The organism is Allorhizobium sonneratiae, assembly GCF_023700755.1.
Classification (GTDB): domain Bacteria; phylum Pseudomonadota; class Alphaproteobacteria; order Rhizobiales; family Rhizobiaceae; genus Allorhizobium; species Allorhizobium sonneratiae.
Genome location: NZ_JAMKOJ010000011.1, coordinates 22955 through 45554, shown reverse-complemented (window position 1 = coordinate 45554; position 22600 = coordinate 22955). Strand labels below are relative to the sequence as shown.

Annotated in this window: 20 protein-coding genes; 6 read left to right on the top strand and 14 right to left on the bottom strand. The window is 57.9% G+C overall.

Annotated elements, in window-relative coordinates; all coding sequences use genetic code 11:
- Positions 1–68: 68 nt before the first annotated feature.
- Positions 69–1718 (bottom strand): energy-dependent translational throttle protein EttA, encoded by a 1650-nt coding sequence (gene ettA / locus NAC44_RS17885; RefSeq protein WP_250942922.1) that lies wholly within the window; start codon positions 1716–1718, stop codon positions 69–71.
- 218 nt (positions 1719–1936) lie between these two features.
- Entirely contained in the window at positions 1937–2665 is a 729-nt protein-coding gene (locus NAC44_RS17880) for a ribonuclease T2 family protein (RefSeq protein WP_250942921.1), read from the bottom strand.
- 83 nt (positions 2666–2748) lie between these two features.
- Between NAC44_RS17880 and NAC44_RS17875 the strand changes: the two genes are divergently transcribed.
- From NAC44_RS17875 to NAC44_RS17865, 3 genes are all read left to right on the top strand, one after another.
- Entirely contained in the window at positions 2749–3702 is a 954-nt protein-coding gene (locus NAC44_RS17875) for an alpha/beta hydrolase (RefSeq protein WP_250942920.1), read from the top strand.
- A 114-nt stretch (positions 3703–3816) separates the two neighbouring features.
- Positions 3817–4782, top strand: coding sequence for a DMT family transporter (locus NAC44_RS17870; RefSeq protein ID WP_250942919.1), 966 nt, complete (start codon positions 3817–3819; stop codon positions 4780–4782).
- A gap of 30 nt (positions 4783–4812) precedes the next feature.
- Positions 4813–6465 carry a thiamine pyrophosphate-binding protein gene (locus NAC44_RS17865; RefSeq protein WP_250942918.1) on the top strand — a complete coding sequence of 551 codons (1653 nt, stop codon included), beginning with the start codon at positions 4813–4815 and terminating at the stop codon, positions 6463–6465.
- A 15-nt stretch (positions 6466–6480) separates the two neighbouring features.
- Here the strand turns inward: NAC44_RS17865 and NAC44_RS17860 are convergent, their stop codons facing one another.
- From NAC44_RS17860 to NAC44_RS17840, 5 genes are all read right to left on the bottom strand, one after another.
- A complete protein-coding gene (locus tag NAC44_RS17860; protein WP_250942917.1) occupies positions 6481–7218 on the bottom strand; it encodes a metallophosphoesterase in 738 nt (245 codons plus the stop codon).
- Between the two features lie 176 nt (positions 7219–7394).
- Positions 7395–9515 (bottom strand): methyl-accepting chemotaxis protein, encoded by a 2121-nt coding sequence (locus tag NAC44_RS17855; protein ID WP_250942916.1) that lies wholly within the window; start codon positions 9513–9515, stop codon positions 7395–7397.
- A gap of 512 nt (positions 9516–10027) precedes the next feature.
- The gene (locus NAC44_RS17850) at positions 10028–10414 is read right to left on the bottom strand and encodes a hypothetical protein (protein ID WP_250942915.1); all 387 of its coding nucleotides are present in this window, start codon (positions 10412–10414) and stop codon (positions 10028–10030) included.
- Between the two features lie 159 nt (positions 10415–10573).
- Complete coding sequence (locus NAC44_RS17845; protein ID WP_250942914.1) at positions 10574–12394, bottom strand: HAMP domain-containing methyl-accepting chemotaxis protein; 1821 nt, start codon at positions 12392–12394, stop codon at positions 10574–10576.
- Positions 12395–12674: 280 nt separating this feature from the next.
- Positions 12675–12866 (bottom strand): hypothetical protein, encoded by a 192-nt coding sequence (locus NAC44_RS17840; RefSeq protein ID WP_250942913.1) that lies wholly within the window; start codon positions 12864–12866, stop codon positions 12675–12677.
- Between the two features lie 122 nt (positions 12867–12988).
- On the opposite strand from NAC44_RS17840, the gene NAC44_RS17835 reads away from it, so the two are divergent.
- Entirely contained in the window at positions 12989–13861 is an 873-nt protein-coding gene (locus NAC44_RS17835) for an undecaprenyl-diphosphate phosphatase (RefSeq protein WP_250942912.1), read from the top strand.
- Positions 13862–13932: 71 nt separating this feature from the next.
- On the opposite strand, the gene NAC44_RS17830 is transcribed toward NAC44_RS17835, so the two are convergent.
- The gene (locus NAC44_RS17830; protein ID WP_250942911.1) at positions 13933–14355 is read right to left on the bottom strand and encodes an organic hydroperoxide resistance protein; all 423 of its coding nucleotides are present in this window, start codon (positions 14353–14355) and stop codon (positions 13933–13935) included.
- 310 nt (positions 14356–14665) lie between these two features.
- Between NAC44_RS17830 and NAC44_RS17825 the strand changes: the two genes are divergently transcribed.
- The gene (locus tag NAC44_RS17825; RefSeq protein ID WP_250942910.1) at positions 14666–15130 is read left to right on the top strand and encodes a MarR family winged helix-turn-helix transcriptional regulator; all 465 of its coding nucleotides are present in this window, start codon (positions 14666–14668) and stop codon (positions 15128–15130) included.
- A gap of 68 nt (positions 15131–15198) precedes the next feature.
- Here the strand turns inward: NAC44_RS17825 and NAC44_RS17820 are convergent, their stop codons facing one another.
- The 3 genes from NAC44_RS17820 to NAC44_RS17810 form a co-directional block, all read right to left on the bottom strand.
- Positions 15199–15540, bottom strand: a complete 342-nt coding sequence (locus NAC44_RS17820; RefSeq protein ID WP_250942909.1) for a RidA family protein — start codon at positions 15538–15540, stop codon at positions 15199–15201.
- Positions 15541–15597: 57 nt separating this feature from the next.
- Positions 15598–15933 (bottom strand): protein tyrosine phosphatase family protein, encoded by a 336-nt coding sequence (locus NAC44_RS17815; protein WP_250942908.1) that lies wholly within the window; start codon positions 15931–15933, stop codon positions 15598–15600.
- Between the two features lie 104 nt (positions 15934–16037).
- The gene (locus NAC44_RS17810; RefSeq protein ID WP_250942907.1) at positions 16038–16856 is read right to left on the bottom strand and encodes a DUF4432 family protein; all 819 of its coding nucleotides are present in this window, start codon (positions 16854–16856) and stop codon (positions 16038–16040) included.
- Between the two features lie 230 nt (positions 16857–17086).
- Here NAC44_RS17810 and NAC44_RS17805 point away from each other — a divergent pair, with 230 nt between their 5' ends.
- Positions 17087–18406 carry a L,D-transpeptidase family protein gene (locus tag NAC44_RS17805; RefSeq protein ID WP_250943052.1) on the top strand — a complete coding sequence of 440 codons (1320 nt, stop codon included), beginning with the start codon at positions 17087–17089 and terminating at the stop codon, positions 18404–18406.
- Between the two features lie 33 nt (positions 18407–18439).
- Here NAC44_RS17805 and NAC44_RS17800 read toward each other — a convergent pair whose 3' ends face one another.
- The 3 genes from NAC44_RS17800 to NAC44_RS17790 all read right to left on the bottom strand — a co-directional run bounded on the left by NAC44_RS17800 (position 18440) and on the right by NAC44_RS17790 (position 22337).
- Positions 18440–19720: a glycosyltransferase gene (locus tag NAC44_RS17800; RefSeq protein ID WP_250942906.1), complete on the bottom strand. Its 1281-nt coding sequence runs from the start codon at positions 19718–19720 to the stop codon at positions 18440–18442.
- A gap of 595 nt (positions 19721–20315) precedes the next feature.
- Complete coding sequence (locus NAC44_RS17795) at positions 20316–21029, bottom strand: ParA family protein (protein WP_250942905.1); 714 nt, start codon at positions 21027–21029, stop codon at positions 20316–20318.
- 162 nt (positions 21030–21191) lie between these two features.
- Positions 21192–22337: an iron-containing alcohol dehydrogenase gene (locus NAC44_RS17790; RefSeq protein WP_250942904.1), complete on the bottom strand. Its 1146-nt coding sequence runs from the start codon at positions 22335–22337 to the stop codon at positions 21192–21194.
- Positions 22338–22600: the final 263 nt, after the last annotated feature.

Below are 22600 nucleotides of genomic sequence, written 5' to 3'. Positions count from 1 at the left end.
CCAACTGACTATTGAACAGGTCATCAAAAAAGGCGCTCCAGAGTCAGGAGCGCCTTTTTTACATTGCGTTATCGCGTCAGACGCTTGTAGGTCACGCGCTTCGGATTGACGGCATCGGCGCCAAGACGACGGATCTTGTCCTTCTCGTAATCCTCGAAATTGCCCTCGAACCATTCCACATGGCTGTCGCCCTCAAAAGCGAGGATATGGGTCGCCAGACGGTCGAGGAACATGCGATCGTGGCTGATGATCACGGCGCAACCGGCGAAATTTTCCAGCGCATCTTCCAGCGCACCGAGCGTTTCGGTGTCGAGATCGTTCGTCGGTTCGTCGAGCAGGATGACATTGCCGCCGGATTTCAGCATCTTAGCCAGATGCACCCGATTGCGCTGACCGCCGGAAAGTGTGCCGACTTTCTGCTGCTGATCGCCGCCCTTGAAGTTGAAGGCACCGCAATAGGCGCGGCTGTTCATCTCGTGCTTGCCGAGCTTGATGACGTCGTTGCCGCCGGAGATTTCCTCCCAGACGCTCTTGTTGCCGTCAAGCGAATCGCGGCTCTGGTCGACATAGCCGAGATCGACCGTATCACCGATGCGGATGTCTCCGGCATCCGGCTTTTCCTGACCGGTGATCAGCTTGAACAGCGTCGATTTACCGGCACCGTTCGGGCCGATGACACCGACAATGCCGCCCGGCGGCAGTTTGAACGTAAGATTTTCAAACAGTACCCGGTCGCCATAGGACTTGGAAATATTTTCCGCCTCGATAACCACCTGCCCCAGACGTTCGCCGACGGGAATGATAATCTGCGCCTCGCCGGGACGACGGTCTTCCGCAGCCTTGACCAGCTCGTCATAGGCGCGGATACGGGCCTTGGACTTGGCCTGACGGGCCTTGGGGCTGGAGGCAATCCATTCCTGCTCACGGGTCAGCGCCTTCTGACGTGCGCCCTCTTCCCGCTCTTCCTGCGCCATGCGCTTGGCCTTGGCGTTCAGGTAAGCCGAATAATTTCCTTCGTAGGGAATGCCGCGGCCACGGTCGAGTTCAAGGATCCAGCCGGTCACATTGTCGAGGAAGTAGCGGTCGTGGGTGACCATCAGGATGGCGCCCGGATATTCGCGCAGATGTTTTTCCAGCCAGGCGATGGTTTCGGCGTCCAGATGGTTGGTCGGTTCGTCGAGCAGCAACAGATCGGGCTGGCGCAGCAAAAGCTGGCAAAGTGCCACGCGGCGCTTTTCACCACCGGAGAGGTTGTCAACCGAAGCATCGCCGGGCGGGCAGCGCAGCGCATCCATGGCCATTTCAACCTGGCTTTCCAGATCCCAGAGATTCTGGCTGTCGATGACATCTTGAAGCTTGGCGCCCTCTTCCGCTGTCTCGTCGGAATAGTTCATCATCAGCTCGTTGTAACGGTCAAGAATGGCCTTCTTGTCGGCCACGCCTTCCATGACGTTTTCCATCACCGTCTTCGAGGCATCGAGCTGCGGTTCCTGCGGCAGATAACCCAGGGTCGCGCCCTCGGCCAGCCACGCTTCACCGGTCCATTCCTTGTCGAGACCGGCCATGATTTTCAGGACGGTCGACTTACCGGCACCGTTCGGACCGAGAATACCAATCTTGGCATCCGGGTAGAAGGACAGGTGAATGTTTTCAAGAATCTTCTTGTTGCCATAGGCCTTGTTCAGGCCGGCCATGTGATAGATGAACTGACGTGCCATTCTAAAATTGCTCCGCGCGTCTTGGAGACTGTCCGTTCAGCTTGAACCGGACAGACTCTGAATTGTTTTATAGTCGTTTGTCTTTTCGGGAAAACCGGCTTCCTCGTTTCCTCAGATCAAACTCTCAGGGAATCCAGCTGCTATCTAGGCCAAACAAGGCGAACGGGCAATGTCCGCCGCCATGTTTTACGATGCTATCTTCCGGATCGGGGCAAGGCTTATTGCTGGCCGACAGGATCGACGATGCCGCGATCACAATCAAAACGGGTGCGCCCGGCAGAGGCGATCCGGTCTTTCAGGCTTGCATCGGCAGTGCCATCGCCAAGGCCGATGGTCAATTCCGTCACCAGACGGCGATCGCCATCCTGCTCGCAATGCATTTTCACCCGCTCTGCGGCGCCATCGCCAAAGCTCTTGTCAAACGCGGCCTGCACGTCGCTCTGGGTGACCTCCTTGCCGATATGGGAGGCAAACAGCGCCTGAACCGCAGAGGTGTTCAGATCATCCATCAAGGAAATCGCGCTTTTGAAATAATCCTCCTGCGATAGACCGGTGCAGGTGCCGTGGCGCAACCATTCATGCTTTTGCAGACCCGATTGGGTGCCCGGCATCACTTTTTCCAGTGCCTTTTCGGTCTCCGCGCTCAGCGTCACGGCTGGCAGATCATCCCAGCGTCCGGTCTTGTCGGCCTCGATATCGGCCTTGGACACGTTGCAATAGTCCTTGCGCATCGGCCAGAGACCGTGCAGGGAGAAATGACTGGCATCGAAACGGTCCGCCGTCTGGCTTTTGCATTCCGGCTTGCCGGATTTGCCCTCGCAAAAGGCCGGTTCCCAGCTGGCCGCCAAAAGGCTGGTGGTTTTGCCCTGCGGTCCGGCAAAGGAAGCGGACGGACCAAAACAAACAAGAGTGACGCCTAATAATGCCTTCAAAACCGGCTTGAACATGGCTGAAACCTTCCCAATAAAAATCAAACATTGCCAGCAAAGATGAAATAGCATCTTTTATTGCACGTTGGGGGAGAAAAGCCGTGTTTCAACAAACATCTTATCTGGCGACAGCCGATGGCGCGCGCCTTGCCTATCACCGTCAGGATGCACAGACAAAAGCGCAGGGCATCCTCATCCTCTGCCATGGCCTTGCCGAACATGCGGGCCGCTATCAGGCCTTTGCCGAATTCATGGCCGCCCTTGGGTTTCACGTCTATGCCCATGACCATCGCGGCCATGGCCAGACCCGGACCAAAGATACGCCACAGGGGCGTTTTGCCCTGAGGAGCGGGGTTGAAAAGGTGGTGGACGATGTCAAGACCATGCGCGATTTCGCGCTGGCCAATCATCCAGACCTGCCGGTCATTCTCTTCGGCCATTCCATGGGCGGACTGATTGCGCTGAGAACCGCAACGACCTATCCGGACCGGTTTCAGGGGCTGGCCATCTGGAATTCCAATTTCAATCTTGGCCTTTCCGGCCGTTTTGCCCGTATTGTCCTGAGCATTGAAAGGGCACTCAAGGGCTCCGATGTGCCGAGCGCCATTCTGCCGCGCGCCACCTTCGAGGCCTGGGGCAAGGCCATTCCAAACCACCGCACCCTGTTCGACTGGCTGAGCTGCGATGCCGCCGAAGTCGACCGCTATATTGCCGATCCGCTCTGCGGCTTTTCCGCCAGCATCTCCCTCTGGCTCGACGTCATGGAGATGGCGACCCGCACCGCCATTCCGGACCGGCTTGCCCGCCTGCCACGCGACCTTCCGATACATCTTGTCGGTGGTGGCGAAGATCCGGCGACCAACAAGGCCGATGCAACCCGTTGGCTGGGTCAGACCCTGAAAAAAGCCGGGCTCAACGATATCACAATGACCATCTACCCCTCCATGCGCCATGAAACGCTGAACGAGATTGGCCGCGACGACGCCATGGCAGATTTTGCCCGGTGGACTTTCCACGCGGTTGAAGCAGACCTCATTCATTCCATTTCAGCATGACTCCATGCCGGAAATTCACGTGTCACACATCGTCTGCGGCGGTATAAGCTGAACCTGAAAAGCGGCCCGGGCATGACAGGAACCGGACATTACAGGACATTGAAAAGGCTGATCATGGCATCCCCCTCCTCTTCACCTTCGGCACAGATGCCGCTGAAGACGCCTCTTTCCGGTGTCAGCTTCGGGCTGATGATGATGGTGCTGTCGGTTCTGGTCTCGCCGCTGATCGATGTCTTTTCCAAACTGGCCACTGAAACCCTGCCGACACTGGAAATCGTCACGGCGCGCTTTGTCTTCCAGATCCTCTTTGCCCTTCCCGTGGTGATGATCCGGCACTCCGCCACACGCTCATCCTGGCGCAATACCGGCCTGCATGTCCTGCGCGGGGCCATGGTGTTTTTATCGATGATCAGCTTCGTTGCGGCACTGCGCGTCATGGCGCTGGCCGATGCTCTGGCGATCTTCTTCGTCGAGCCGATCATCCTGACCGTTCTCAGCAGCATTTTCCTTGGCGAAACCATCGGCTGGCGACGCTACAGCGCCTGTGGTGTCGGCTTTTTCGGCACGCTGCTCGTCATCCAGCCCAGTTTTCAGATGTTCGGGGTCATTGCGCTGCTGCCGGTGGTCTCCGCCTTTGCCATTGCCGTCTTTGCCATCCTGACACGGCTTTTGTCACGGCAACAGGATGCTTTTGTAATGCAGGTCAACACCGGACTGGCGGGACTGTTTTTTTCCTGCCTGCTGATGCTCATCACCTTCCATACCGGCAGCTTCACACCGGTCATACCCACCACAAACGCCATGCTCTGGCTGTTCGGCGTCGGCGTCACAGCCACCATGGCCAGCACGCTGGGCGTCTTTGCCTATCGCTCTGCCCCGGCCTCGCTGCTTGCCCCTTTGCAATATCTGGAAATCGTCACCGGCACGCTGTTCAGCTGGCTGGTGTTCAACGCCCTGCCGGACGGGCTGAAATGGCTTGGCATCACCATCATCATCGCCTCCGGGCTTTATATCATCTGGCGCGAACGCAAACGGGCCTCCGGTCCCGTCTCCAGCGCACCTGACACGCCGCAGCCCTGACCTTAAACTCGATCGACAAGGATCATCCCCATGCAAAGAACCGGCGGACAATTGATCGTTGAAGCCCTGAAAGCCAATGGCGTCAGCCGTGTGGCCTGCGTGCCGGGCGAAAGCTATCTGGCCGTTCTCGATGCTCTTTACGACAGCGGCATCGACACCGTGGTCTGCCGTCAGGAAGGCGGGGCGGCGATGATGGCTGATTGCTGGGGCCGGCTGACCGGCGAACCGGGCATCTGCATGGTAACACGCGGCCCGGGCGCCACCAATGCCACGGCCGGCCTGCACATTGCCCGGCAGGATTCCGTGCCGATGATCCTATTCATCGGTCAGGTTGCCCGTAATATGCGCGAGCGCGAAGCCTTTCAGGAGGTGGAATATCGCCGCGCCTTCACTGAATTTGCCAAATGGGTCGGCGAAATCGACGATGTGGCGCGCATTCCCGAATTCATCACCCGCGCCTTTGCCGTCGCCACTTCCGGTCGCCCCGGCCCGGTCGTGCTGACACTGCCGGAAGACATACTGGTGGAAGAGGCCGATGCGCCGGTCGCAAAACCTTATATGCCGGTTGCTGCCCATCCCGGCCCGTCGCAGATTGCCGAGCTTGGCGAACGGCTGAAGGCGGCCAAACGACCCATCGCCATTCTCGGCGGCACCCGCTGGGACGAAGAGGCCGTTTGCGCCTTCCAGCGCTTTGCCGATGACTGGAAACTACCCGTCGGCTGCTCCTTCCGCCGCCAGATGCTGTTTGACCATCTCCATCCTTCTTATGCCGGGGATGTCGGCATCGGCATCAATCCGGCGCTGGCGAAAGAGATCAGGGAGGCCGACCTTGTGCTGCTGATCGGCGGGCGCTTTTCCGAAATGCCGTCCTCCTCCTATACGCTGATCGACAGTCCCTATCCGAAGCAGCAATTGGTGCATGTCTATCCTGACCCTTCCGAACTCGGCCGGGTCTATCGCCCCGATCTCGCTATTACCGCCAGCCCGATGGATTTCGTTGCAGCCCTTGGCGGTCTGAAACCGGCAGACAAGCCGGTCTGGACAAACCGTACCGCCGCCATGCATACGGCCTATCTCAACTGGTCGACGCCGCCGGAAACCGGGCCGGGCGCGGTGCAGATGGGGCCAATCATGAACTGGATCGAGGCCAATACTGCAAAGGACACGATCTTTACCAATGGTGCAGGCAATTATGCCACCTGGCTGCACCGCTTCCATCGCTTTCAGGGCTATAATACCCAGGCCGCCCCCACCTCCGGCTCCATGGGTTATGGCCTGCCTGCCGCCGTCGCCGCCAAGGCGCTTTTTCCGGAGCGCGAGGTGATCTGCTTTGCCGGTGACGGCTGTTTCATGATGCACGGGCAGGAATTCATCACCGCCGTCCGTTATGGCTGGCCGATCATCGTGCTTCTCATCAACAATGGCACCTATGGCACGATCCGCATGCATCAGGAGCGCGAATATCCGGGCCGGGTCAGCGGCACCGATCTCATTAACCCCGATTTCAAGGCCTTTGCCGAAGCCTATGGCGGCCACGGCGAACGGGTCGAGGCTACGCAAGACTTTGCCGCCGCCTTCGAGCGCGCCCGCGCCTCCGGCAAGCCGTCGATCATCGAAATCAGGCTGGACGCCGAGGCGATCACGCCGACACGGACCCTGTCAGAGATCCGGGGAACGGCCTGATCGGCAAAACACTTGTCAGGAGGGAAGCGACACATGGCTGCTCACAAGGCGGCCATTGCAGATATCATGGATCATCAAAGCTGCCGGATCGGGTGCTGAAGGTACAACAGAGGAATGCAGCCACAAGGGATTTGCCGGGCAGATCGATCCGCAGATAAAGGCGGGAATGCCCGCAAATGCACTGGCCATCGGTCTGTGAACATGACCGGAGCAGATGGCAAGAGGCGGCACAGAGGCAGACGACAAAATGGCCCGCAAACCGTCCACCCCCCTGCACATCGCCTCATCCAGCACATCGATACCGCTTGCAAAAACGGGATGATGCATGAAGATCAAGGCGGAATCACCGCAAAGCCCGTTAAGGGTCGCCTCAAGCCATGGCAAATGGGGCGTGATATCGCCATACGCTTGACCCTCAACACAGACATCCACACCGATGATCTGCACCGTCTCACACCGATGGACAAAATGCATGGCTCCATCCGGGCGCGTCTTAATCCGTTCCGGCATCATCGTCTGCAAAAGACCTTTGTCATCGGCATTTCCCGGCAGCACAAAGACGGGATGATCGAGTGCATCGAGCAGATCTTTCACTGTCCGATAGCCCTCTGCCCAGCCATCATCGACAAGATCGCCGGTGACGACAAGGATATCCGGGCGCAGGCTTTTCAGCCAGACAAGGGCTGCCTCGAACCGTGCGATATTATCACTGGCCGGGCTGGCGTGAATGTCGGTCAACTGTGCAACAAGCAAGACAGGCTCTCCCGGCTACTCAATTCACGCAGGACGTTTACACGGCTGCATCCTTGCATGATATGCAGCCGTTTTAACAAGACAGGAATGCCTCCCTTATCTACAGTGCTGTGAGGCATAGAGCGCCGGTCTTTTGCAAGAGACCGGCGCTTTAACTGCCCTTGATGAGTCGTTGCTCACGCCGCGCGGCGCGGCATTGACGTTTCAGCACGCCCCACCTTGAAACGGCCGACGAGATTGGCCAGCATTTCAGTTTCTTCCGTCAGGCTGAGTGCGGCTGCCGAGGTTTCTTCGACCATGGCGGCGTTCTGCTGGGTGACCTGATCCATCTGGCTGCCGGCAACCGTGACTTCCTTGAGGCTTGCGGCCTGTTCACGGGCGGATTTGGCAATATTGTCGATGGTCGTGCTCATGTCGACGACATAGGCGGCGATGTCATTCAAGGATTTGCCCGAGGCGCTGACCAGATCAACCCCGGTCTTGACCTGATCGCTGGAGGTGGAGACCAGCGCCTTGATTTCCCGCGCCGCCTGGGCGGAACGTTGTGCCAGTTCACGCACTTCCTGGGCAACGACGGCAAAACCCTTGCCCGCATCGCCTGCACGGGCTGCTTCAACACCGGCATTCAGCGCCAGAAGATTCGTCTGGAAGGCGATCTCGTCAATGACCCCGATGATATTGCCGATCTTCTCTGACGAGCCCTGAATGGCCGTCATCGCCTCGATCGCCTCGGTGACAATCCTTCCGCCCTTTTCGGCGTCGTCACGGGCCTTTTGCACGGTGCGGTGCGCATGGCTTGCGCCTTCCGCCGTGTCGTTGACGCCGCCGGACACTTCGTTCAAGGCGGCAATTGTCTCCTCCAGGGAGGCGGCCTGCTGTTCGGTGCGGCGCGCCAGATCGTCGGAAGCGGCAGAAATCTCGCCAAGGCCTGAGCGAATCGTATGGACAGCATGAACGACAGAGCCGATCGTCTCTTCAAGGGCTGCCACAGAGGCGTTGAAATTCTGCCGGATCGGTTCGAATTCCGGCGCAAGCGGAGCCGTCATCCGCACGCTGAGATCGCCCGTTGCCAAAGCATCGAAACCGGATTTCACCTCGACGACGAAATGGCGAAGGTCTTCAGCCTTGGCCTGTTCCAGCGCCGATTGCCGCTCGCGTTCGCTTTCGACGCTCGTGCGCAACTTTTCCTGTTCGGCCTGAGCATTCCGTCCCTCGGCCAGATCATGGCGAAATCTCTCCATCGCCTTTGCCAGTGTGCCGAATTCATCGGCACGGTCGGTGCCGGACACCGGCTGATCATAGCGGCCCGACGCCATCTGCTGCACGCTGGCCTCGAAGGCTTCCAGCGGACGGCGAACCAGAAATTTCGACACGGCATAGATCACGCCCAGCGACACCAGCAGCAGAATAAGACCGCCAATCGCCGTCGAGCGGATTTCAGCCACAACCGGGGTGGTGAAGGTTTCTGCCGGAACGTCGAGGATGGCTGCCCAGGTCTTGTTCATGCCGTGGGCGGTGAAGGGATAGATGAGCCGGACACGGCCATCGGCAAAGCCGGTTACGACCCGCATCTGACCATCTGCCAGCGACGCTTTCAACGCATCGGCACCCGGATCGGCATAGACCTTGCTCAAAAGATCCTTTTCTGGCGCAACCAGCCATTTGGAATTGCTGGCCACCAGCAGAACCCGACCAGTTTTGAAGGGCCGTATCCTCTCAAACTTGCTGGCGAGATCGTCCAGTTTCACATCGACACCAGCAAGACCGACGATCTTGTCGCCGACCTTCACCGGTACACTGACCGATGTGACAAGCTTACCCATATTGGTCACATAGGGTTCAGAGATCATGCTCTTACCACTGGACAGCGGCCCGGCATACCATTGATCGGTGGTGTTGGTAACCCAGGTGGAAAAATCGAGCCCACCATTATCACCTTTGGTCCAGTAGGCGGTGAAGAGACCGACCTTGTTGGTCCCTTCTGAACCTGTGAGTTTCAGCGCCTGCGGTGCATCTGGCACTTCGCACATCCAGGACCCAAAAATATCGGGATAGTGCTCAGGAACACCCTTCAAAAGGGCGACGACATCCTTTCGCTCCAGAACGCCACCCCCCATAAGGCCGGAGATAGCCCCTGCCATGCTGTTTCCGGCAGAAACAGCGTCGGTCAAATCAACGGCCACATCCTTTGCAACCACGGCGGCAGTTTGCGTTGCCAGCGTCATCACATCATGATCGACCCGGACACTTGAACGCCATCCGCTATAAACCGTGTAGCATACAATGGCTGTAGCCATCGCAATGCCTGCCGACAGCATCAATCGCCCTGAAACGGTTTTCAACTTCACCCTCATGACACGCCCCGATTTTGGGCCACGTAACAGGCCCTGTCACTTTTAAGCAGAGAGTGACAGCAGCTTTTTAAAGAAGTCTTACAACCGTAATCATTCTGATTGTTGTAGAATAAAACAACGATCAGATATCGCCTGGCCATGTGTCGGAGAGAGCCTTGGTTTTCATCTGCCTGATGAAATCTTCCGGGTTCACGGCATCCTCAATCCGGTTTTCAATACCAGATTGTGATGACGCATTCTTATCCAAGGCATGAAAGGGATTATGAGAGCGTTTCGGTGTTTTACGGAAACACGGAAACGCTCTAACTCTTCGTTTTTACGCAATTCCAGAGGCAAAACCGTATGATACTTTGCTGAAATTGCTCTCTGGTACCTATTCTGAAAGGGGGCGACAGAACGACGGGCAAGCCGCCCGGTACTACAAATGGGCCTGCTGCCCCAATCGCTGCAAAGGTTCAGACGAACTGGCCCAGACCTGGAACAGATGCAACCACCTCATCGACCACGTCATTTCCTGCATGCTCGCGGGCAACCGCCATGGTTTCCTTGGCAAGCGCACTGATTTCGCCCATGCCGAGACCAAGGCTCATCAATTGTTGGCCAAGTGCCATGATACCGCCACCCATGGCGCTCATCAGCCCTCCGAGAAGGCCACCTCCCTTGGCGCCGCTCTTGCCTTGCGCCAAAAGTTCAGGCGCGCCGGGCATGGCAGCGATCATGCGGCTGACGGCAGCCTCATCGCCTTCCTTTTCAAGAAAGGTCAGCATCATGCCAAGCGCCTTTTCCGCCTGATCCGGCGTAATCCCGACATTGTCGGCAATGCGGGTTACAAGTTCACTCATGAAAAACTCCTTGCAGCAATATTGACGTGCACGTCAACGTAATCGACTCCCGTGGCAAAAACAAGAGGTGCCGCAGCCTCTGTCCAGATAACCGGGGCAGAGGCGCGGCACCTAGAGAATTTCACTGTTTCATGGAAATACTCTAACGGTTCCAGAAAATCACGCTGCCCTCTGCAGCGCTTGCCCGCGTCTATCGCCGGCCTGAACCTTGAAGCCACCTACCAAGGATTGCAGCCGCTGGCTTTCCTGTGCAAGATTGGCACTGGCGGCATTGGCTTCCTCGACCATCGCAGCGTTCTGCTGGGTCACCTGATCCATTTGATTGACAGCAGTATTGACCTCGGAAAGCCCGACAGACTGTTCACGCGACGCCGTGGTGATAGCCTCCATCAGATTGTTGATGGTTGTCACATGATGTTCGATCGATTTCAACACCGAACCGGTCTGCTCAACCTTGCGCACACCGCTTTCCACTTCCTGAACAGAATTGTTGATCAACTCCTTGATTTCACGGGCAGCCCGCGCCGACCGCTGTGCCAGTTCCCGCACCTCTGTGGCCACAACAGCAAACCCTCGTCCGGCTTCACCGGCGCGGGCGGCCTCAACACCCGCATTCAACGCCAGAAGATTGGTCTGGAAGGCGATCTCGTCAATGACCGAGATGATGTTGGAAATCTGGCTGGAGGATTGTTCGATCCGCTGCATGGCGCTGATGGCTTCCGCCACGACGATGCCGGATTGCACCGCGCCGTCATTGGCCTGCTTGGCGACATCGCGCGCTTCCGCCACCCGCTTGGTGGAATTGGAGACATTGGCAGTGATCTCGTCAAGAGCCGCAGCCGTCTGCTCCAGCGAGGCAGCCTGTTGCTCCGTACGACGCGACAGATCATTGGCACTGTCGCTGACCTCGCGTGATCCGGCACCAATGGCCACCGCCGATTCCGATACCGTGGCAATGGTTGCCCCAAGCTGGCCGATAGCGGTATTCAGATCGCGGCGCAGAGCCTCGAATTCCGGGGCGAAGGCTTCCGTAAGCTGGAAGCTCAGGTCACCTGCTGCAAGCCTCTGCAGACCGGCTGCAAGACCTGCGGTCGCCTCCTGCAGCTTGCGCTGGGCAGCCTCATCTGCCTCTTTCTGCAGTCGGATTTTTTCGGCCTCGGCCCGCTCCCTCTGCGTAATCGCTTCGGCTTCCAGTGCCCGGTTGCGCAAAATGCCATCCTTGAAGATCTGTAGCGCTGCGGCCATGGCGCCAATTTCATCACGACGCGCACGGAACGGCACATCATGCGACGTATCGCCACCGGAAAGAATTTTCATCTGGGAGGTCATCTGAGCAATCGGCACGATCATCCGCCGCCGACTGATGACAATTGATGCCAGAACGAGAACAACGGCAAGCCCAAGTGCAATCTGCGTCGTGCTGGTGGTATCGTGCACGCCGCGAAGATTGATGCTGCCCTCTTCATTGACATTTGTCTGCAGGTCATCCATGGCCGCCTGAATGATATCGCCAGTTTTGTTATAGATATCCAGCGTGTCGCCATAGAAAAGGGCTCTTGCCTGCGATGCATCGCCTGCATCGCTGGCAGCCTTGATCTGCTGCCAATGAGCAAGATAGCTATCCCAGCCCTTTTTGAAACTGTCGAAGTAATCCTGATCTTCCTTGTCAACGATGAAAGGGGCATAGGCACGCGTTTGATCGACGACACTGGCGACGGCCTTGTCCAGATCCTGCAACCGCTTTGCCTTCAGGCTGGCATCCGATGCGCTCAGATAGGCGCCCTGGGCAACGCGTACATCACCGAGATCGCTGTTCAGCTGGCCAAGTGCCACAAGGGCTGGAACACGCTTTTTCAGAAAGGTTTCCGTGCCCTCGGAAATTCCGTTCAGACTGACAATGGCATAAACCCCCTGAGCGGCCATTACCAGCAAGACAGCAAGAAACAATCCGGTCAGCATGCGACCGAGCGACAGGGTCATGAAAACTCTCCTTAGGCAAAATTAGGCGAACAACATAAGTTTGTTCTTATTAAAATTGATATTGATTAATAATTTATATTATCAACATTTCCGCATGTTACACATACGCCATCGCCTAAGTCATCTGATAAAACTACCGTAGTTCTTGCTATCTCCTTGCATATCCGCAATCTCTGCCGTCATGCGTGTCTTATGCCCATCCTTTATGTGGCCTGGCGAGTACACAGACACCTCCTCTTCATTCTTGCTTGCCAGCGACCGTCTTTTGTTTTTGCAGCGATCAAAACTCGGCTAAAGCCGCCGTCATAGCACACGGTTTTGCGTCTAAAATTGCGTGAACACAGAGGATTTTATTGATTTCGTTTGTCTTTTCGGGGAAATCGAATTCCACTTTTCCCTGACAAACTTTAAGGTCAAAAACAGGTACCGCCGGGGATAATGCAGCAGCGCATGCCGCAGCGATCAGGGACATGCCTGAGAGATCGTGCCTTGGCCTTCGTTCCGGCATGATTGTATGATTTGCAACCGCCTATGCCGTAGACAAACACATGAGACCATGCTTGTGAGAGAGCTGAAAAACGCGTGAGGTGATGAATGGCGGATGCGTGTGTGGTGGGATCGGCAACCGGGTTTGTCGATCTGACTTTTTTTCAGACAGCCTTTCTGGGCATTGTCCAGGGTATAACCGAGCTGGTGCCGGTGTCCTCCTCGGCACATATGCGGGTGGTTCCGGCCTTTCTCGGCTGGCCAGATCCGGGTGCGGCCTTTTCCGCCGCCATGCAGTTGGCAGCGCTGGCCGGGGTGGTCAGCTATTTCCGCAAGGATATTTTCGGCCTGGCGAAGGGATCGATATCGGCACTGGTCAGGCGGGATTTCAACAATTTCAGCTTTCAGCTGGTGTTCTGGATCATGGTCGCGACCATTCCGATCGGAATTGCAGGGTTGGCGCTCGCCCATAGCCTGAACAGTTGCGGGTCGCCGCTGCGCAGCATCTGGGCGGTGGGGATTGCCTGTATCGTCATGGGCGGACTTCTGGCGGCTACGGAACTCATGGCCCGTCACAAGCGCGATATGCCAAGCGTCAGCCCGATGGATCTGCTTCTGATCGGCATTGCGCAGGTTGGCGCACTTGTTCCCGGCGTGTCCCGCTCCGGCGCCACCATCACGGCGGCGCTGGCTTTGGGCTTCAAGCGTGAACAGGCAGCCCGTATTTCCTTTCTTCTCGGCTTGCCCGCGATTTTCCTCGCCGGGATGAAGGAAATCTGGGAACTGCACAAATTGTCGCTTGATGGCCATGGCTGGGCGCTTTTGGCAACCGGCCTGATTGCCGGTGCGATTTCCTCCACCATTGCCATCTGGGGCCTGATGCGTTTTCTCGAGCGCTTCTCCACCTGGCCCTTCGTCATCTACCGCATTCTGCTCGGCATTGTGCTGATCCTGGCGGCAGCGGGCGGCGCCGTGACCTGAGCCATCATCACGAACAGACCATGAAAAAAGGCCGGTGTGAAACCGGCCTGTTCTTTTGATCTCGAGACGGTTCAAGCCAGCTTGGCCGAGACTTCCGTTGCCGTGCGCATGGCGTGGCTGTAAGGGCAGACGATATGCGCATCCGCCACCAGCTTTTCAGCAACAGCGCGTTCGACGCCCGGAAGATCGACGCTGATCGACACCTCAATGCCAAAACCCGTACCATCTTCGCGCGGGCCGATACCAACCTTCGCGGTGACCTTGGCCTCTTCCGGCACCTTCACCTTCTGCTGGCCGGCGACATATTTCAGCGCACCGAGAAAGCAGGCCGAATAGCCGGCAGCAAAAAGCTGTTCGGGATTGGTGCCGGTTGCGCCATCGCCACCCAATTCCTTCGGCACGGTCAGCGTCACATCGAGAACGCCATTGCTGCTGACAGCGCGGCCTGCGCGACCACCGGTTGCGGAAGCTTCAGTCGTATAAAGAATAGGCATGGTTCTCTCCTGTTGTTAGAGCTTTATCTCATGGATCGGGCCAGATACGGCAATATGGCCGCAGCTTTTCCAGCCGGCGCGACCGCCCCTAGTCACCCATCTGCCACTAAAACAGAAATGCTCGACAAGAGGAGTGATGAAGCACCGGCACTGGATTTTTGGTATCACATAAATAAATTGCGCGCAACTGAATTTTGCCCTTTATATTTTTGAGTGTTTTCGCCATAATGCATTGTCGTCGATCCAGGGATCATTTCAGTCTCTCTGGACCAGGGCACAAGCCATCAAGCACAGCCAATGAGACAGGCCGATGACAGCGCAGGACCGGGATGAACTGAAACAGGAATTGCTGCTCGACAGACAGCTCTGCTTTGCCCTTTACGGCGCATCGCTGGCACTGACGCGCACCTACAAGCCGCTGCTGGAGCCACTGGGCCTCACCTATCCGCAATATCTGACGTTGATGACGCTGTGGGAAACCGACCACCTGACGGTGAAGGCACTCGGCGCGCGGCTGGGGCTTGATTCAGGCACCCTGTCACCGCTGATCAAGCGGCTGGAACAGAACGGCTATGTGCGGCGCCAGCGCGACGGCAAGGATGAGCGTCAGGTGACTGTTTCACTGACGCAAACGGGGGCGGCCCTCAAGGAAAAGGCGGTGGATGTGCTGATGGCCATCGGCAACGCCACCGGCTGTAGCATGGTCGAAATCGCGGCCCTGCGCGATGATCTGATCGCGCTGCGCGACCGGCTGAATGAAAAACACGCGCTTTGACGGCCCGCAAAAGCAAAGCGCCGGTCTGATCGCTCAAACCGGCGCCGATCCAACAATTCGAGCAGAGATCAGATCGCCGCTGTCACGATGAACTCGACCTTGTAATCCGGCGTGGCCAGCGCGGCTTCGCTCGTGGCGCGGGCCGGCGGGTTGGCCGGATCGATCCAGGCTTCCCAGACGGCATTCATTTCGCCAAAGCTGGACATGTCCGACAGATAGATGATCGTCTGCAGGATCTTCGACTTGTCAGAACCGGCCAGCGCCAGCAGGCGATCCACTTCGGCCAGCGCCGATTTCGACTGCTCGGTCACGCTTGTGCCTTCACCGACCTGACCGGACAGATAAACCGTATTGCCATGAATGACGGCGCCGCTCATGCGCTTGCCGGGTTCGATACGCTTGATGGTCATGCAACTCTCCTGCTTGATAGAAAGGCCGGACAAAAACCGGCCAGACAATAAAACGGCTCAGCGCTGCCGCAGGCTGTGCTCATACGTGGCGGTGGAGCGCGCACCCGAACGGCAATAGCCGAGCATGGGACGCTCGAGATCGTCCAGCGCATCGACCATCGCCGCCACGGCATCGGGCGTGACACCCATGCGGCCCACGGGAATGTGACGGATGCTCAAGCCCAGTTCGCCAGCGCGGGCGGCAATTTCGGCAAAAGCGGGCTGACCGGGCTCTTCACCATCCGGCCGGTGGCAGACGATGGACCTGAATCCCATGGCCTTGATCTGATCGAGATCGGCCAGTTCGATCTGACCGCTGACGGAATAGTCCTCATTGATCTGTCTGATATCCATCGGCAACCTCCTCGACAGCATGGCCGACCCGCAAGGCCAGCCACTCAAAAATCAGGCCGCAGACTTACGACGCATGGGGCCGGTCGTCAATCGCAGGCTGACGCTTATAAAAACGCAAAGGACAGTGAAAACTCGCGCGCTTCGCCCGGTTGCAGCGGCAGAAACTCGCCCGCAGCCTCAAGATCCGGGCGATCCACCCAGCGATGCGAGACCGGCTCGATGCCGAGCACATCGGCTGGCGCCTTCTGATTGCGCCAGATCTGCAGATGGGGCAAGGTCGCGGTATCGAACCGCACCAGCAGCGTCTTGCCGCCGATCGCCGCAATCGGACCCAGCCGGATGCTGGCAAAGCCATCCTCCTCCGGTCCGGCGGGCACGCAGAAGACCCCGCCCGGTTCGGCACCGAATCGCCAGCCAAAACCGCCCTTATCCAGCATGGCTCCTTCAAGCTGGACGTGATCGTCGAACAGCCGGGCGGCAATATTCATGTGATACATGTAAAAGGCTGGAAAGGCGTCCTCGCCGCAATTGATCAGCCGGTCGCAAAGCCTGACGACACCCTGACGATCCAGCGACCAGCGGCGCTCCAGCCGGGAAAGACCGCCATCGGCATGACGCACATCGATCACGGCACTGCATTCATCCGGGCTTGAGGAGATGACCTTTGCCGCATGGCCGGAAAAAGAGCCATGCAAGGGATAGCGCGCGCCATGACCTCCGGGGATGGGAGCGGGATGGCGGATGTGATCCGGCCCGCAGGTGAAGAGGAAGCCTTCCAGCGAATGATCGATACGCCGGTCACCGTCATCGGGAATAGCCCGATGCGGCGAAAGATCGACACCATCGACGAACACACCGCGCAGATCCAGCATCGAGGACGGGTCGAGCACAAGTCTCAAACCCTGATCGTTCTGCAGTTCCATGGTCACCTCTTCCCCCTGCGGATCTCACCCTGTGTGCGCAATGCATTAACAGAAGATTAAATCGGCTGCACCTTCCATATTGGCGACAAAATTTGCGTGTTTGTGCGGCTTTGCGGGGATCGGTTCATCCAGGATTCTTCCCGCTTTTCTTGCCCGTCATTTCATCGGAAAATCCGCCCGTGCAGCCCTTTTGGAAAACCGGACTTGTCATTCTCGCCCTCACCTCCCTCATGGGCGCACCCGCAAAGGCCTGGGACCCGTTCCAGCGGCAAAGAGATGTGCCCGATCAGGCCACCGTGCTGATCACCCCTTCGGGTGAAGTGTTGAATTATGTGCCCGAGCGTGGCTCCGTCACCGTGATGCGCGATCGTATGGGCCATAAAATCCTGGTCGACCGCTATGGCAATCTCGTGGCAACCGAAATGCCGGCCAACGAGGTTTACGGTCGCGGCTATGGCTCAGGCGGCTATGACAACGGCCCCAACTACGGACCGGATTACTATCCGCCCGCCCCCTCTGGCGGCGGCTGGGACCGCAGCGATACGCAAACGGCGGGCATACCCGACGACATGCCGCCCGATGGCGACAGCGCCGATCCGTCCTATGCCCCGGACAGCCCCTCCACCATTCCCGATCAGGGACCGATGCAGGGCGACAGAACCGGCCTGCCGCCGCAAGTCGCCAATCCGGCCACGGTCAGCAGCAAGGCAACGCCTGCCATCACCGCGCTCCAGGTGTTTTTGTCACGCGAGGGATTTTCTCCGGGCGCCATCGACGGGCGCATGGGTCAGAATCTGGAAAAAGCCCTGCAAGCCTGGGAACAGAAGAGCGGCGAGACGCTTGATCCCAAAGACACCAATGCCATCATGGACCATCTGCAACGCGATGGCGGTCTGGCCTTCACCACCTATACCATCACCGCAGCCGATGCCGCAGGCCCCTATGTCGCTTCGATCCCGGAGGATTACAGCAAGAAAGCCGCCATGCCCTATCTGGGCTATACGTCTGTTGCGGAAATGCTGGCGGAAAAATTCCACATGGATGAGGGCTATCTGAAGGCGCTCAATCCCGGCGTCGATTTTTCCGTGCCCGGCACGACGATCAAGGTGGTCAATCTGGGTACCAGCCCCTCCGGCAAGGTCGTGAAGATCATTGCCGACAAGAGCCGCAAGCAGGTTTTCGCCTATGGCGCGGATGGTCAGTTGATTGCCGCCTATCCGGCCAGCATCGGCTCGCAGGATACGCCCTCGCCCTCCGGCACGGTGTCGGTGGTGCGCGTCGCCTTCAATCCGACCTATACCTACAATCCGAAGATCAACTTCAAACAGGGCAGCAATGACAAGGTTCTGCTGATTCCGCCGGGTCCGAACGGGCCGGTTGGTAGCGTCTGGATTGCCCTATCGAAGCCAACCTACGGCATTCATGGTACGCCGGAACCCTCTCTGATCGGCAGAACCCAGAGCCATGGCTGCGTGCGCCTGACCAACTGGGATGCAACCGCCCTGGCAAAAATGGTTTCGCCGGGCGTGACGGTGGAATTTGTCGGGTAAGTCTGCGACACACTTCAGATCGAAGGGCAGAGATCACCCTGCCCTTCGATAGGCACTGCTCAGCAGACCGGCCCGCTCCAGGATCGCAATCGCCGTTTCAACACCGCGTTCCGCGTTCAAGGTTTTGCCCAACTGCTCGGCCCGCTGGCGCATGGGCAAACTGTCGGCCATGCGGATTGCCGCAGACAACATGTCGGAGGTCAGTGTTTCGCGGGCAATTGGAGATGGCGCCACCCCCAGCTTTTGCAGCCGCAGCGCCCAGAACAGCTGATCGCCGAAGACCGGCAGCACCACAGAGGGAATGGCCGCCCGGCAGGCGGCGATTGTGGTGCCGGCACCGCCATGATGAACGGCCAGCGCCATGCGGGGGAACAGCCAGTCATGCGGGGCGCGCTCGATGGCAATAACCTGATCGTCATCGGCAAAATCGGCGGCAAGTCCGCCCCAGCCACGGGCCAGAACCAGCCTTTTTCCGGCCTGCCTCACCGCTTTGATGACCGTGGCGGTAAAGGCTTCAGCATCGTGATTGAACATGCTGCCGAAACCGACATAGACCGGAGGCGGCCCGGCCTCGAGAAACCGCTGCAACCTTACCGGCGGCTGCCAGCTTTCAGCCTCCTCCAATGTCCATGGGCCTGTCACATGCACCGTCTTCGGCCAGTTGCGACCCGGCTCGACCAGAGTGGGACTATAGCCGAAAAGTTTCAGATGCGGGCTTGTTGCAGAATTCGGCCCGCGCCGGGAATAAGGCGCAAGACCGAGCGTGGGCCGCACGACGTCATTATAAGCCGGGCGAAACACATGCCAGACCATGCGGCGCACCATATGACCGAGAAGATAATTGGCGGCAGGCGGTAAACCATACATCCATGTCGGCATGGGCATCAGTGGCGGATTGTGTGAGGGAAGAGTTGGCACGACCTGCGTTTCAACCACCGGCAGTCCCAGGGTCTCCGCCAGCGCCTCTGCCAGCAGAAACACCATGCCATTGCCGATCAGAAGATCGGCACCTTCCGCCGCGCGCCGCCCCTGCTCGGGCCAAGTTTGCGCCAGATCTCGCAGCCGCTGCTGAAAGGCCCGGACCATGGAAAACACCGCCAGACCCTGCTTTTGCAGAGCTTGGTCAGCCCGCATCCAACCGATAAAATCCCCCGAAAGCGGGGCAAACTCCAGACCGGCCTGTTCAATGAGACCGGCACAACCGGGATCGGACGCAATACGGACCTGATGACCGGCCTGTTTCAGACCGCAGCCCAGAGAAACAAGAGGACGCACATCCCCTTCCGTGCCAATCGTAAAAATGACAATCTGCATGAAATGGCTCTCTCATAGAACATATTACTTAAATTCTCATTTAAAAACAGATATTTATAAACAGGAAGCCTGTTTCAGTCATATGTTGCCGGCTCACGGCAAAGCTGAAACGCTCATACACACGTCCTTTGTGACGCTGGACAGAACGCCCATTGCACGCATGGCCTCAGCGTTACCGACGAAACAAAAGAGCTGCGTTCAGCCTGTCCTTGGCATGACACAGATGGCAGCCCGTGTCCGATAAAATACGTGTTTAAAACCTGCCAACCTGCCCAATTCGATAGTAGTCTCAAAACTTCACCAGTATGTGGCACGGAAGCGGTGCAGATTGATACAAGATCGGAAAAACTGCCTTTGGCCGGGAAAATGTCTGCCCCTCACGCAGTCTACAGGGCCGTGCGCATATATGGCGCACGGCCCTGTAGACTGCTCCAATTCTCTGTTTTGACGCATTTACGGACGGAAAACCGCTATGCACTTCTCTCGGGACAATGCTCTAAATCGATTGCGATTTAAGCATTATCCAGCAGGCGCAAACCGGGGCAGACCCACCCGACAGGCCAAAGCCGACATCAGAAAGCTGAAGTGTCAGGCCTCAGGCTGCCGTAATCAGCCGCATGAATTTCGAGCTGGCGGAGCGCACCACTTTGACCGGAAGAATCCGCATGATTTCCTCGGCGAAAAAGCGGGAATTGTCGCGGGCCTTGTCCAGATTGCTGACCCGTTGCGGGTCCATGGAATAAAGCGTGCCGCCGGTCTCGAAAATATCACGAAAGGCGCTGCGCTCAACGATCGGTGTCGTGATCACATTGACGCCGCGCGCCATCAACAGCCCCTTGATCGCCAGAAGCGCCCGCGTCGTCACCATGGAGACAACCCGGGTCAAAACCACGGAATGAGGAATGACGAGATTGCCGGCAATGCGCATCTGCTCGATCAGATCGAGGATCTGGGCAGCCCCCTTCGCATCCATGGCACAGCCCTGCACCGGGATCATCACATGATCGGACAGGCCGATGGCCATGGTGACCAGCGCATCGCGCGCACCGGCCAGATCGATGATCACATAATCGCTTGAACGACGGCCTTCGCGGATATGGCCCTGCAACGAGCCCACCGACACTTCGGAAATCACCTCGATATTCGGCTGCGGTCCGGAAAGCTCCGCCCATTGGCTGATCCAGCGCTGCGGATCGGCATCGATAATAACGACGCGATAGCCCTGATGGGCAAGTTCGGTGGACAAAATGAGGGCAGCCGTGGTTTTTCCGGCGCCACCCTTGGCATTGGCAAATGAGATGACGGGCATGATAGTCCTCTGCGCGTATGAGCCACTCATTGCTCTGTCTGGCACCGGATCATCGTGCCGGTTTATGAAGAGTTACTGAAATTGGTTAATAAATCACCAATAGCGTGTAATTCCATTCATATTTTAGAAAATAACAAAAAACATTCCCCTTCTCGTCATGGCTCAATAACACCCCGTCAGAAGTTCGATCACCGATTCCTCCGTCAACCGCACCGGATTGTTTGCTGCATTCTGATCACGCAGGATGATTGGCGTCAGCCGGTCGATGTCGTCACCGACAAGGCCCAGTTCACTCAGATCACGCGGGATGGCGAGGCTTGTACGAAAATCCAGCAGAAACTGATAGAACCCGTCGAAACCACCGGGAATTTCCAGATATCCGGCCAGACGCTCGATCTTGTGCTCGATGGCCTTGCGGTTGAAGGCAACGACCATGGGCATGAGCACCGCATTGGCCGTTCCGTGATGTATGGGGTGAAAAACGCCAATGGCATTGGACAGGGCGTGAATGGCGCCCAGCCCTTTCTGCCGGGCAATCGCCCCCATGATCGAGGCCGACATCATGTTCAGCCGCGCTTCGAGATCGACCGGATCGGTATAGGCCTTCGGCAGGAAATCCTTGACCAACCGCATTCCCTCGACAGCAATGCCCTGCGCCATGGGATGATAGGTCCGGGCGCAATAGGCCTCCAGACAATGGGAAAAAGCGTCCATGCCGGTTCCGGCAGTGATGGTTTTCGGCATCCCGACCGTCAGTTCCGGATCGCAGATTACCACATCCGGCATCATCCGCGGATGGGAAACGTAGGTGCGCATCTCGGTTGCCGTATTGGTGATGACGCTGGCCGCGCCCACCTCCGCTCCGGTGCCGGCCGTGGTCGGCACCGCCACCAGCGGCAGGATAACCCGTTCATCCGCCGCTTTCAGTCCTTCGGGACTATCGACATAAGACCACAGCGAGCGGGCCTGACCGGCCATAACCGCAAGGCATTTACCGATATCCATGGCCGAGCCGCCACCAAAGGCTACCACGCCATCGTGGCCACCCTGACGGCAAAGGAGAAGGGCGGCCTCCAGATTGCGGTCGCTCGGGTTGGAATCGATCTCGCTGAACAGCGCGTGGTCGAGACCTGCCTCTTTCAAGGCGAGACGGGCGCCGCGGGTAATCGCCATCGAGGCCAGCCCCTTGTTGGTCACCATGAGCGGTCTGGTCATGCCGAGTTGTCGGCAGACCGCGCCCAGTTCCTCAATCCGTCCGCGACCGATGCGGATTTCAGTCGGATAGGTCCATGTTGCATTGGTTTTCATGGCCGTACATCCTTCTCCTTCATGAGCGGGGAACATTGCCACCGCATCACGTCATCGGATTCTCGCGGATTCCAGGAAGCCCGGAGGAAGCCATGTGAGCCAAGGCGTTGAGAGCAACACCTGTTAACATCCTTCTCCTCCATCTCCCTGGATGGAGTATAGCCGTCGCAGTCTAATCAACTGCTAATAAAACAGGAACAATATTCGATTTCAGCAAAGAGGAGCAGGATGGCGAACCGCCCTGCCCCGGTTTTACGTTCGGA